This is a genomic window from Marinobacter sp. CH_CUG1437-1, from assembly GCF_037029655.1.
In the GTDB taxonomy this organism is placed as follows: domain Bacteria; phylum Pseudomonadota; class Gammaproteobacteria; order Pseudomonadales; family Oleiphilaceae; genus Marinobacter; species Marinobacter salsuginis.
Window position 1 is genome coordinate 1,079,372 of record NZ_JAYMEW010000001.1, and the last position, 12,181, is coordinate 1,091,552.

15 protein-coding genes are annotated in these 12,181 nt (G+C 59.7%); 5 read left to right on the forward strand and 10 right to left on the reverse strand.

Going from position 1 to position 12,181, the window contains the following annotated elements; genetic code table 11:
* The first annotated feature begins 17 nt into the window (after positions 1-17).
* From pepP to WA411_RS04905, 4 genes are read left to right on the forward strand one after another with little or no spacing between them, the layout of a single operon-like run.
* Positions 18-1,337, forward strand: coding sequence for a Xaa-Pro aminopeptidase (gene pepP, locus WA411_RS04890; RefSeq protein WP_291904318.1), 1,320 nt, complete (start codon positions 18-20; stop codon positions 1,335-1,337).
* Between the two features lie 6 nt (positions 1,338-1,343).
* A complete protein-coding gene (gene ubiH / locus WA411_RS04895) occupies positions 1,344-2,627 on the forward strand; it encodes a 2-octaprenyl-6-methoxyphenyl hydroxylase (RefSeq protein WP_291904317.1) in 1,284 nt (427 codons plus the stop codon).
* Entirely contained in the window at positions 2,620-3,843 is a 1,224-nt protein-coding gene (locus WA411_RS04900) for an FAD-dependent monooxygenase (protein WP_291904316.1), read from the forward strand. The genes ubiH and WA411_RS04900 overlap by 8 nt, the downstream gene beginning before the upstream one ends.
* Before the next feature lie 19 nt (positions 3,844-3,862).
* Positions 3,863-4,795 (forward strand): DUF808 domain-containing protein, encoded by a 933-nt coding sequence (locus tag WA411_RS04905; protein ID WP_069181998.1) that lies wholly within the window; start codon positions 3,863-3,865, stop codon positions 4,793-4,795.
* Here WA411_RS04905 and WA411_RS04910 read toward each other — a convergent pair.
* The 9 genes from WA411_RS04910 to ubiE all read right to left on the reverse strand — a co-directional run bounded on the left by WA411_RS04910 (position 4,767) and on the right by ubiE (position 10,936).
* On the reverse strand, positions 4,767-5,486 hold the full coding sequence (locus WA411_RS04910; protein ID WP_291904315.1) for a 16S rRNA (uracil(1498)-N(3))-methyltransferase: 720 nt from the start codon (positions 5,484-5,486) through the stop codon (positions 4,767-4,769). The two genes, WA411_RS04905 and WA411_RS04910, sit on opposite strands and share 29 nt — an antisense overlap.
* Positions 5,483-6,268, reverse strand: coding sequence for a twin-arginine translocase subunit TatC (gene tatC / locus WA411_RS04915; protein ID WP_069181996.1), 786 nt, complete (start codon positions 6,266-6,268; stop codon positions 5,483-5,485). Before tatC ends, WA411_RS04910 begins: the two co-directional genes overlap by 4 nt.
* The gene (gene tatB, locus WA411_RS04920) at positions 6,265-6,738 is read right to left on the reverse strand and encodes a Sec-independent protein translocase protein TatB (protein WP_069181995.1); all 474 of its coding nucleotides are present in this window, start codon (positions 6,736-6,738) and stop codon (positions 6,265-6,267) included. The genes tatC and tatB overlap by 4 nt, the downstream gene beginning before the upstream one ends.
* An 11-nt stretch (positions 6,739-6,749) precedes the next feature.
* A complete protein-coding gene (tatA, locus tag WA411_RS04925; protein WP_069181994.1) occupies positions 6,750-6,989 on the reverse strand; it encodes a Sec-independent protein translocase subunit TatA in 240 nt (79 codons plus the stop codon).
* Positions 6,990-7,077: 88 nt separating this feature from the next.
* Positions 7,078-7,407 (reverse strand): phosphoribosyl-ATP diphosphatase, encoded by a 330-nt coding sequence (locus WA411_RS04930; protein ID WP_069181993.1) that lies wholly within the window; start codon positions 7,405-7,407, stop codon positions 7,078-7,080.
* 12 nt (positions 7,408-7,419) lie between these two features.
* Positions 7,420-7,836 carry a phosphoribosyl-AMP cyclohydrolase gene (hisI, locus tag WA411_RS04935; RefSeq protein WP_069181992.1) on the reverse strand — a complete coding sequence of 139 codons (417 nt, stop codon included), beginning with the start codon at positions 7,834-7,836 and terminating at the stop codon, positions 7,420-7,422.
* 27 nt (positions 7,837-7,863) lie between these two features.
* Positions 7,864-9,507, reverse strand: coding sequence for a ubiquinone biosynthesis regulatory protein kinase UbiB (gene ubiB / locus WA411_RS04940; protein WP_069181991.1), 1,644 nt, complete (start codon positions 9,505-9,507; stop codon positions 7,864-7,866).
* Positions 9,504-10,145, reverse strand: a complete 642-nt coding sequence (locus WA411_RS04945; RefSeq protein WP_069181990.1) for a ubiquinone biosynthesis accessory factor UbiJ — start codon at positions 10,143-10,145, stop codon at positions 9,504-9,506. The genes ubiB and WA411_RS04945 overlap by 4 nt, the downstream gene beginning before the upstream one ends.
* Entirely contained in the window at positions 10,145-10,936 is a 792-nt protein-coding gene (gene ubiE / locus WA411_RS04950; protein WP_069181989.1) for a bifunctional demethylmenaquinone methyltransferase/2-methoxy-6-polyprenyl-1,4-benzoquinol methylase UbiE, read from the reverse strand. Before ubiE ends, WA411_RS04945 begins: the two co-directional genes overlap by 1 nt.
* 125 nt (positions 10,937-11,061) lie before the next feature.
* Here ubiE and WA411_RS04955 point away from each other — a divergent pair, with 125 nt between their 5' ends.
* A complete protein-coding gene (locus WA411_RS04955) occupies positions 11,062-11,340 on the forward strand; it encodes a polyhydroxyalkanoic acid system family protein (RefSeq protein WP_069181988.1) in 279 nt (92 codons plus the stop codon).
* A 19-nt stretch (positions 11,341-11,359) separates the two neighbouring features.
* Here WA411_RS04955 and WA411_RS04960 read toward each other — a convergent pair whose 3' ends face one another.
* Positions 11,360-12,109, reverse strand: a complete 750-nt coding sequence (locus WA411_RS04960; RefSeq protein WP_069181987.1) for an FFLEELY motif protein — start codon at positions 12,107-12,109, stop codon at positions 11,360-11,362.
* Positions 12,110-12,181 lie beyond the last annotated feature (72 nt).

The window sequence follows — 12,181 nt, forward strand, 5'->3', positions numbered from 1 at the left end:
TGATTGCAGGAGAGACTATGAACTCCATGATTCCCGTGAAGGAGTTTGCCGAGCGCCGTCGAAAGCTGATGGAGCGCATGGCGCCAGACAGCATTGCGATTATTCCGGCCGCCCCGGAGCGCGTTCGCAATCGCGATGTGCTGCATCCGTTCCGCCAGGACAGTGATTTTCATTACCTGTCCGGTTTTGGCGAGCCGGAGGCCGTGCTGGCCCTGATCCCTGGCCGTGAACACGGGGAATCGGTTCTGTTCTGCAAAGAGCGTGATCCTCAGAAGGAACTCTGGGACGGGTTCCTGGTGGGCCCGGAAGGCGCCATTGAACGCTACGGCCTGGACGATGCGTTCCCGATCGCCGACATCGACGACATACTCCCGGGCATGATCGAGGGGCGCAGCCGGGTCTATTATCCCCTGGGCAAGGACGATCATTTTGACGCCCGGGTGATGGACTGGGTAAAGATGATTCGCAGCAAGGTTCGCAGCGGCGCCCATCCGCCCGGCGAATTCGTGTCCCTGGAGCACCTGCTTCATGACCTGCGGCTCTACAAGAGCGCCAACGAGATCAAGATTATGGCCAAGGCGGGCCAGATCAGCGCCGAAGCCCACTGCCGCGCCATGAAGCGGGCCCGCAAGGGTGGCTTCGAGTACAACCTCGAGGCCGAGCTTATCCACACGTTTATGGAACACGGCGCCCGTTCAACGGCTTACCCGTCGATTGTGGGCGGAGGCGGCAATGGCTGCATCCTGCATTACATTGAGAACAGTGCACCGCTGAAAGACGGCGATCTGGTGCTGATTGATGCCGGCTGTGAATACCAGTGCTACGCCTCCGACATTACCCGCACTTTCCCGGTCAGCGGAAAGTTCAGCAACGAGCAGCGGGCGTTGTATGAGGTGGTGTTGGCTGCCCAGTATCGGGCCATTGAGGCTGTGTCGCCGGAAAACCACTGGAACCGCCCCCATGAAGCGGCGCTGGAAGTGCTGACCCAGGGCCTGATCGATCTCGGGTTGTTGTCTGGCACCCTCGAAGACGCCATTGCCAATGAAGCCTACAAACCCTTTTTCATGCACCGCACCGGCCACTGGTTGGGCCTGGATGTGCACGATGTCGGCGATTACAAGGTCGGTGATGCCTGGCGCCAGCTGGAGCCAGGCATGGCCCTGACGGTTGAACCCGGGCTGTATATCGCGCCGGATAACACCGATGTGGATGAGAAATGGCGTGGCATTGGTATTCGTATCGAAGACGATGTGGTGGTGACCAAAGACGGCTGTCGGGTCCTGACCGAAGCGGTGCCGAAAACCATTGCCGAAATCGAAGCCCTGATGGCGGACTGACACCCTGTGACCAAGCCCGATACCGATCTGATCATTGCCGGTGGTGGCCTTGCCGGAGCAACCCTCGCCCTGGCGCTGGCCCGGATGGTGCCGTCGCTGCACGTGACCGTAGTCGAGGCCTTTCCGCTATCTCCCGATGCCCTGCCGGACAGTTACCAGCCCAGCTACGACGCACGTTCCACTGCTCTGGCGTGGGGCTCCCGGCTGATTTTTGAAGAGCTTGGGCTGTGGCATCGTCTCGCCGAGCATGCCACGCCCATTGAGCATATCCATGTGTCGGATCGGGGGCATTTCGGCGCCACCCGGTTGCATGCCGCCGAGCATGGTCAGCAGGCCCTTGGTTATGTAGCTGACAACCGCTGGATGGGGTTGTGCCTGATGCGTGAGTTGCTGGAGACCAACGTCCAGTGGCGCGCGCCGGCAGAGGTGACTGATATGACGCCCATTCCCGGCGGCGTTCGGGTCCGGCTGTCGGAGGATGGCGAAGATGCCCCGGAACTGACGGCTCGCTGCCTGGTGGTGGCGGATGGCGGTCGCTCCGGACTGCGTGAGAAGCTTGGCTTCAGGCCGGATCGTCACAGCTATGGCCAGAATGCCCTGATCGCCAATGTCTCCACAAGTGACAGCCACGGTTTCACTGCCTTTGAACGATTCACCGATGCCGGCCCCATGGCGCTTTTGCCCCATGGTTCTCCCACGCGTGCAGGGCACCAGTCGGCACTGGTCTGGACCCTGTCCGACGAGGCATTGCAGGAAGTTCTTGAACTTCCCGACCAGGAAAAATGCCGCTGGCTCCAGGACCGGTTTGGCTGGCGTCTTGGCCGGTTTACCCGCATTGGTACCTGTCACCATTACCCGCTGACCCTGACGACGGTAGACGAGCCGGTGCGCCCCGGGGTTGCCCTGGTGGGCAATGCGGCCCATGCCCTGCATCCGGTTGCCGGGCAGGGATTCAATCTGGCCCTGCGAGGGCTGATGACTCTGGTGGAGCAGTTCCGGCTGGCGGAAGAACAGGGCAGATCCATCGGGGATCTCGAGGTCCTCAAACGTTACCACGCTCTGCATCGCCAGGATTGGCAGCAGACGGTACGCTTCTCGGATTCTCTTGTACGCCTGTTCGGACACTCCATGTTGCCGGTAACTGCTGCCCGCGATGCCGGTCTGGTGGGGCTTGATCTGTTGCCCGGGGCCAAGCGCTGGTTTGCGCGCAAGGCCATGGGCCTGGGAGGGCGCCGGGCGGTGATTGACCGGCCTGGAAATCTGGGCCGGGAGGCGCCTGGTCATGAGTGAAGTGAAAACCTTCGATATTCTGGTGGCCGGCGGGGGCATGATCGGATCCGCCCTGGCTCTCGGGCTATCACGTCAGGGCTGGCATGTGGCGCTGGTGGAGGGCTCCGATCACGAAACCCTGGTCAGGGCACCGGAGCCTGCCGCCACCGTTGTCGATTTCGAGCCTCGGGTCAGTGCCATTTCGGTCGCCAGCCAACGCTTGCTGGAGCAGCTCGGAGTCTGGTCCGAGGTGACCGCCGGTCGACACTGTCCTTATCAGACCATGACAGTCTGGGATGGTGATGGTACTGGGCGAATACAGTTTGAAGCTGCCGAGCTTCAGGCACGGGCCCTTGGGACGATCGTCGAAAACCGCAGTATTGTGCGGGCATTGTTCCGCGCCCTGGAGCAAAGCCCGGTTGAGCTGATCGAGGGCGCAAGTATTACCGGCTGCAGGCGGTCCTCAGGGAGTTACGCCCTTGAGCTGGAGGGTGGCCGATCCCTGGCGGCCGGATTGGTCGTGGGGTGTGACGGTGCCAATTCCCGTTTGCGTCAGTGGGTAGGTTTGCCAACCCGCGAATGGGACTACGACCAACAGGCCATCGTGTGCACGGTGCAAACCAGTCAGAGTCATCGCTTTACCGCCTGGCAACGGTTTTCAATGACTGGGCCGCTGGCGTTCCTGCCTTTGCTGCCCGAATCGGGCATTGAGCATTTCTGCTCCATTGTCTGGTCCCAGGATACCGACGAAGCCAGGCGCCTGATGGCTCTGGAGGACACGAAATTTGTGGCCGAGCTTGAGCAGGCGATCGAGCGCGAGCTTGGAACGGTTCAGGCAGTCTCCAAAAGGTTTGCTTTTCCGCTTCGCCAGCGCCACGCGAAAGACTACATTGCGCCCGGTTTCGCCCTGGTCGGCGACGCAGCTCATACCATTCACCCGCTGGCGGGGCAGGGCGCCAATCTGGGCTTTGGCGATGTACGCACTCTGTTGGACGAGCTTTCGCGGGCAAGGAAAGCAGGCCTGGGGCCAGCGGATGAACTGGTTCTGGCGCGCTATCAGCGCCGGAGGAAAGGTGAAAACCTGACCATGATGGCGGCCATGGAGGGGTTCAAGCAGCTGTTTGGTCGTGATGAGTTGCCGGTACGCTGGCTGCGCAACACCGGTTTGCGCTGGCTCAATCAGCTGGGCCCGGTGAAAAACCGCATTGCGGCCGAGGCCATGGGTCTTAACGGTTGAACAGAAAAGGAATTCTGTAATGGCAGGAAGCAGTCTTCTGGTTCTGATCGATGACATCGCCACGGTGCTGGACGATGTCGCCCTGATGACCAAGACCGCCACCAAGAAAACGGCGGGTGTTCTGGGTGACGATCTGGCGCTCAACGCCCAACAGGTAACTGGCGTGAAACCTGCGCGGGAGTTACCCGTGGTCTGGGCTGTAGCCAGGGGGTCGATGATCAACAAGGCCATCCTGGTGCCGGCGGCCCTTGCGATCAGTTTTTTCATGCCCTGGCTGGTCACGCCGTTGCTGATGCTTGGCGGTGCCTTCCTGTGTTTCGAGGGTTTCGAGAAACTGGTGCACAAGTTTCTGCATCGGGAGGAAGATCAGAAGCGCAAAGGGCAGCTGCGTGAAGCCCTGAAGAATCCGGAAACCGACCTTCGGGCGATCGAGAAAGACAAGATCAAGGGCGCCATCCGTACCGATTTCATTCTGTCTGCGGAGATTATTGCCATCACGCTGGGCACCGTAACAACCCAGACGATCGGCATGCAGTTCATGGTGCTGGCGGTGGTTGCCATCATGATCACAGTTTTTGTGTACGGCCTGGTGGCAGGGATCGTCAAGCTGGACGACGGCGGTCTCTACCTCAGTCAGCAGGACAACCCCGTGCTCCAGAAGCTGGGCGCAGGTATTCTATGGCTGGCCCCCTATCTGATGAAGACGCTCTCCATTCTTGGCACCCTGGCGATGTTCCTGGTGGGTGGTGGCATTCTCACCCACGGATTCACGCCGGTCTACGACGCCATTCATCACTTTGCCGAGGGATTCAGTGGTGTGGTTGGTGCTCTCGTGCCGACGATAGCCAACGGCCTGTTCGGGGTGTTGGCCGGGGCGTTACTGGTGGCCATGATTACGCCACTGGCCCGGTGGTGGCAGGCTGCTAGAGACAGGCGTCGAACAGCCGGCTAACCAGCACTGGTACCGCAGTTTCCACTCTCAGGATGCGGGGGCCGAGGTGGACACCCTGGCAACCGGCGTCTTCGAGTTTGCCTACTTCGTAATCTGTAAAACCACCCTCGGGGCCAATGCAGAGTACCGTCGGCTGGTTCAGATGCGTCGGGCAGGGTGTGCTCGTGCCGGGGTGGGCTACCAGGGCTTTTCTGCCTGCCACCAGCGACGGAAGCTCGTCTTCCACAAAGGGTTTGAACAGCTTGCGGATCTGCACCCGGGGCATCAGGGTGTCTTTGGACTGCTCAAGCCCCAGGGTGAGGTTTTCTCGCACTTGCTGGTCTGAGAGCCACGGTGTTTGCCAGAAGCTTTTTTCCACCTTGTAGCTGTTGATCAACCACAGGTCTTTCACGCCAAGTGCGGCGCAGGTCTGCAGTATCCGGCGGAACATCTTCGGTCGGGGCATCGCCAGAACCAGGGTGAGAGGCAGTGGTGCAGGGGGAGGCTGGTCCAGGGTTACCTGGAGTTCCGCCTCGGTATCGGTCAGTCGGACGACCTCTCCGGTGCCCATTTGGCCACCCTCGCGGCCCACCGGCACTGTATCGCCAGCAACGACTTTGATCACCGAGTGCAGGTGAGCCAGGCGCCGGCCGCTTAATATGGCCCGGTCGGGTGCTATGAAATCCTCATCAAACAGTAACGCCAGATTCATTCGCCGGCAGGCTCATCGCTGTCCGCGTCTGCCACTTCCCGTTTTGCCAGTCGCCCGAACAGGATGCCGACCTCGAACAGGATCCACATGGGAACAGCCAACAGCGTCTGGGAGATGATGTCAGGCGGGGTCAGCAGCATGCCGATGATAAAGCAGCCAACCACCACATAGGGGCGCTTGGCCGCCAAATCCGCTGGCGTGGTGGCCCCGGTGAGGATTAACAGCACGGTGGCGATCGGAATCTCGAAGGCCACACCGAAGGCGAAGAACATCTTGAGCACGAAATTGAGATAGCTGGTGATGTCCGGCAATTCGACGATGCCTTCCGGACCGATCGCGGTAAAGAAGCCGAACACCAGGGGGAATACAACAAAATAGGCGAATGCCGCGCCGGCATAGAACAGGATTACCGAGGTAAACAGCAGAGGAAAGGCCAGCCGCTTCTCGTGGGCATAGAGGCCCGGTGCAATAAAACTCCAGAGCTGGTAAAGAATGATCGGGATGGCGGCGAACACCGCCAGTACCAGCGCCAGCTTCAACGGCGCGAAGAAGGGCGAGGTTACATCCGTTGCGATCATGGTCTGGCCAACCGGCAACAGGGAGCGGATCGGTTCAGACAGGAACAGGTAGAGCTCGTTGGCAAACGGATAGATGGCCGCGAAGCACACCAGTACCGCTAAAACCATCTTCAGGAGGCGGTTGCGCAGTTCGAGCAGGTGCTCGATCAGAGGCATTTCCTGGTGTTCCGGAGGCATCTGGTTGCCGTCGGGTTTTGCATTCATGAACGGTTATCCGGCGGACTTTGCGGGGTTTCGTTTTTGGGTTGGTCGTTCCCGGCAGAGCCTGTATCCGGCGTCTGCGGAGCGTCGCTGGTACCAGCCTGCTCCCGGTCAGAAGACTCGGAGGGCTTTGGCTGGCCAGACACACGTCGTGTCGCCGGCGCGGGCCTTGGCTTCTGGGTTTCGTTATCGGGCAGGATCATGTGCTCGTACTTTTTAGCCTCGTCGAGGGCGCCACGCACGGTTTTCTGCACATCATCCAGACCAACATCGCCTGCCTTGCGAAGCTCTTCGCGGAGCTCATCGGCTTTCAATTGCCGGTCCAGTTCCGAGGTGAACTGGCTGACCATACGTCGCGCGCCACCCACCCAGCGGCCCGCAGCACGGGCAGCCGTGGGCAGGCGCTCGGGGCCGAGTACCAACAGCGCTATGACGCCGCAGATCAGCAGCTCAAGAAAGCCGATATCGAACATTCAGCCTGGTCTCAGCTGTGGGACTTGTCCCGGGGCTTGTCTTCGGCCGCGGCCTGTTGTTGCGGCTGCTCGTTTTCCTTGCCTTCCAGGGATTCCTGGTTCTCGGCCTTGGAGTCCTCATCGTTCATGGACTTCTTGAAGCCGCGGATGGCGCCACCCAGATCGCTGCCGATGTTGCGCAGTTTCTTGGTTCCAAACAACAGAATGACAATGCCGAGTACGATAAGTAATTGCCAGATGCTGATACCCATTACGGGGTCCTCGTTTTAATGTTTCTGTTCAATGACATTGTACGTTACCAGAACGGTTACGCGGAAACCCCTTTAGAGGTATTACCGCTCACTTTTCCCGTGACGCTTTTTCTTCCAGGCCTGACAGGTCGAACCGGCTGGCCAGCTCATCCAGGATGTCCTTCGGGCCAAGGCCCAGTCGGGACAACATCACCAAGCTGTGGAACCACAGGTCGGCTGTTTCATAAACCACATCCCGGGTTTCACCGGAGTGTTCTGCGTCCTTGGCGGCCAGCAGGGTTTCGGTGCACTCTTCCCCGACCTTCTCCAGAATCTTGTTCAGACCCTTGGCGTGGAGACTGGCTACATAGGAGGTTTCCGGGTCTGCCTCTTTCCTGGCCTCCAGAACCCGCGCCAGGTTTTCCAGTACATCGCTCACTGTCCGTGCTCCTCAGTTGCTGCCGTAAATAGTGCCGGGGTCCTTGATCACCGGGTCAACGCTGACCCACTGACCATCTTCCAGGGTCCGGTAGAAGCAGCTGCGCCTGCCAGTATGGCAAGCGATGCCGCCCTTTTGTTCCACCTTCAGCAGGATGACGTCCTCGTCGCAGTCCAGTCGAATGTCCCGAATGACCTGCTGGTGTCCTGAGGTTTCCCCCTTGCGCCAGAGCTTGCCTCGAGAGCGGGACCAGTAAATGGCCTGGCCTTCTTCGGCGGTCAGCCTGAGCGATTCCCGGTTCATCCAGGCCATCATCAGGATATCGCCGGTTTCGGCATCCTGGGCGATGGCTGGCACCAGGCCGTCCTCTGTCCAGCGAATGGCATCCAGCCAGTCAGGGGTCTCGACGTTATCCGAGCTATTTTGCATTTTTGTGAATCCTGAAATCTTTGTCGGTTATCGGCTGCCGCGGAGCATGAGTCCACCGGCAATTGCAAACAGGGCCCAGCTCCAGGTGGGCACGCTTTCAAGCCATTGCTGGCCCTCAGGCTGGGTGCCCAGAATGCCTCCGGCAACCAGAAGTACCGCCAGTGTAACCCGCCGCCAGCGCCGCTCGGTGCGAACCTGCTGCTCACGGAGCAACTCCAGTGTAGCCTGGTTCTGCGGCTCGGTGGGCCCGGCCTGCCGCAGCTGGAGGAGGGCGTCGTGCACCAGTTGCGGCATTTCTGGCGACTGTTCCAGCCAGGACGGAAGGTGGGACTGCAGCGACTTGATCAACCCCGACGGCCCAATCCGTTTGCGCATCCATGTTTCAAGGTACGGTTGTGCGGTACTCCACAAATCCAGATCCGGATAGAGCTGTCGACCCAGCCCCTCCACGTTCAACAGGGTTTTCTGCAGCAGAACAAGCTGGGGTTGCACTTCCATGTTGAATCGCCTCGCTGTCTGGAACAGGCGCAAAAGGAAGTGACCAAAGGAGATGTCCTTCAACGGCTTCTCGAAAATCGGTTCACAGACAGTACGAATGGCCGCTTCAAACTGGTTCACCGGGGTATCCGGTGGTACCCAGCCAGACTGGATATGCAACTGCGCAACCTGCCGGTAGTCACGACGGAAAAATGCCAGAAGGTTGCGGGCGAGATAGCTCTGGTCGTCCGGTGCCAGGGTGCCAACGATGCCGAAATCGATGGCGATATATCGAGGATCCGAGGGGTTGGAGGTATCCACGAAGATGTTGCCCGGGTGCATGTCGGCGTGAAAGAAGCTGTCCCGGAACACCTGGGTAAAGAAGATCTCCACGCCTTTTTCGGCCAGCACCTTCATATCGACGCCGGCGGCTTTCAGGGCGGCGGTATCGGCAATGGGGATGCCGTGAATCCGCTCCATCACCAGCACGGATTTGCGGGTGTAGTCCCAGTCGATAAACGGGATATAGATCAGGGAGGAGTTCTCGAAATTCCGGCGCAGCTGGCTTGCGTTGGCGGCTTCACGCTGCAGGTCCAGTTCGTCGTGAATGGTGGAATCGTAGTCGGCAACCACTTCCACCGGGTGCAGGCGTTTGCCCTCGGACCAGTATTTTTCCAGCAGGCCGGCCATCAGGTACATCAGGGCAAGGTCCTGGCGAATCACCCTTTCGATACCCGGGCGCAGTACCTTTACCACTACTTTCTGGCCGTTGGGCAGGGTGGCTGCATGCACCTGGGCAACCGAGGCGGAGGCCAGCGGGTCCGGGCTGAATTCGGCAAACAGGTCCGACACCGGGGCGCCCAGCGAGGTTTCGATAATGCCCCGGGCCTCATCGCTCGGAAATGGCGGCACACGGTCCTGAAGGTTTTTCAGGGATTCGGCCATGTCATCCGGCAACAGATCCCGTCGGGTCGAGAGTATCTGGCCGAACTTTACAAACACCGGCCCGAGTTCCTCGAGGGCCAGCCGCAGTCGATCACCCCTGTCTAGCTTGGGTTTGGGGAACAGATGCCATGGCGCAAGCAGGAAGAACACCTTCAGGGGCGCTGGCAGTTCCGCGATGGGCAGGAACGTGTCCAGCCGGTAGCGGCAAAATACCCAGGCAATTCGAAACAGGCGTTGCAGGCGGGTCACAGGTTCTCCGGTTCGTCAGTCTTGCCGCGGTTCTCAACCAGGTTCAGTCGGGCTTCCAGTCTTTCGGTGCGCAGATTCAGTTCGTCGATATCCTCGAACGTGGCTTCCAGTTCCCGTCGCCCGGGCAAGGCACGACTTTCTTCATGCACATATTCTTCGATGTTGGCATTCAGCGACTGAAAGGCCTGCCGGCTCCACCGGATGGCGCTGCGAATGCGTTTGCCCAGAAAGTGCGCGGGGACATCACCGATGTGCTGGGCCATGGCGGCTTCCCAATCCGGCTCAAGCTGGTTCAGTGCGCGCTGCAGCTGGTGGGCCAGCGCTGTATCGCCCGTCACTTCCAGGCGACCGTCGGCAAAGACCCGATCATCACCGGTGGCCAGTGCTGCAAAGGCGATGGGTTTGCCGGTGATCTCAAGAGCCGGTTGGTCCACAGGTTGGCTGCCCACCCGGATACGTTCTCCGGCCCTATCCAGCGTGTAGGTCAGGGGAACCGGATCGGTGACATTAAACTGCACCGGGCCCGCCAATGCTTCCATCAGGGCACGATGCCCCGCCGGATCCAGTTCCAGGGCCCGGTTCAGGGCACTTTCCAGGATCGCGGAGACAGCCGAAAGCAGGGTGGGGCCGGGAAACATCAGGGCTTGATTCCCACGTGCAGGGCAACAATGCCGCCGGTCATGTTGTAGTACTTGCAGTTCACCAGGCCGGCATCTTCCATCATGCCTTTCAGGGTGTCCTGGTCGGGGTGCATGCGGATGGATTCGGCCAGGTACTTGTAGCTTTCGCTGTCGCCGGCGATCAGCTGACCCATCAGTGGCAGAGCGGAGAACGAGTAGGTGTCGTAGGCTTTGCTCAGCAACGGATTGGTGGGCTTGGAAAACTCCAGGATCATCAGCTTGCCACCGGGCTTGAGAACCCGGGTCATGTCACGCAGGGCCTGGTCCTTGTCGGTGACATTGCGCAGACCGAACGCGATGGAGACCGCATTGAAGTTGTTGTCCGGGAATGGCAGGTGCTCGGCATCCGCCTGTACGTACTCAATGTTGCCGGCGTAACCACGATCCGTCAGTCGGCTGCGGCCCACCTGGAGCATGGAAGCGTTAATGTCAGCCAGCACCACTTTGCCGGAGGGACCAACCAGGTCTGAAAACTTCATGGTGAGGTCGCCGGTGCCGCCGGCAATATCCAGTACCTGATGGCCGGGCCGTACCCCGGAAAGCTCAATGGTAAAGCGTTTCCAGAGCCGGTGGATCCCCATGGACATCAGGTCGTTCATGAGATCGTACTTGCCCGCCACGCTGTGGAATACTTCGGCCACCTGGCTCGCCTTCTGGCTTTTCGGTACATTGCGAAAGCCAAAGTGGGTGACGTCATCCTGGCCGTTATTGTTTGCGGCCTGGTTGGCTGGCGTTTGCTGCTCGCTCATGGGAGATGTCCTGTCAGAATCTGAACCCCGTATTCTAACCGCTGACGGGGTTGCTACAAGGGTGGCGGTGCGTTAAATAGCGCCCTAAACTGTAAATTCGTCCAAATCCGAGAGAAAACGTTTTCATGTCCGTCATTGATGTACACCGCCCGCATGCCCTGGATAAAGAACACGCCAGAGAGGCTGCCGAATCCCTGGCCAAAGACCTTTCCAGCCAGTTCGACGTGCATTACCAGTGGGAAGGCGATCACCTGAAATTCAAACGAAGCGGCGTCAAGGGGCACCTGAACATTACCCCGACGGATCTGCACATTCATCTGGAACTGGGCTTGATGTTGCGGCCCTTCAAATCCCGCATCGAGCAGGAAATCCACTCGCAGCTGGACCAGATCATCAAGGCCTGATTCGTTGCTGCATGTCGGCTTAAAGGTCGCCCGGCAGGCTGAACGGGTCCGGGTGATGGTTCAGAATGTTGCGCATTACCTGCTGTTCCCGGGACACCAGCCGGTCGATCAGTAGTTCCACATCGTCCATCTTGCGGAAGGCGGAGTAGCCCCGGTGCAGGAAGCTGTGCAAATCGGTCAGATCGGCCATTTCCGCCGGGCTCCGGGTCATCGACAGCAGCCACCCCAGAGTGCGGTTGCGGACATAGCGATCAAGTTGCTGCCCTACCTCGGCTACCAGGGAGATCTGTCTTTCCCTCTGACTCAGCATCCGGCTCTGGCGGTAGACGGCACAATAGTCGTCAGTGTTAATTGAGTCGGCCCGGATGCCCTGTTGCTCTAACAGCTCGGCAAGCTCAAGGTCCAGCCGTTGGGTGATCAGGTTCAGCTCCACCAGCCCGGCAAACGTGTCCAGCAGATTATCCGGCAGCCACTTCACCATCTTCGGGAACACTCGATCAATATTGTCGTCCCGGCGGGTCATGCCGGCGGGGGCGTACAGATCGGTCAACAGGAACTCCAGGCCGTGATGGTAGCCGGGGTGGTGGTAAAGGTCTTCATGGGTTGCCTTCAGCCGTTCCGCCTGCCAGTCGGCGAGGTGGAACGCATTCTCCACCAGTGGGTGCTCGGCTTTCAGACGCCTGAAATCATGGTAGTCCAACAGCAGTGTTTGCAGCCGGCGAGCGCTTTCGGTGCGGGCTTCGGTAGCGACAAGGCGCTCACGGTACATGGGCGATGGCTCCACTAAACCTCAGGAAAAGAGCGTAGTCTAGCGGAGCTGCGGCGGTCTTGCAGCAGGGCA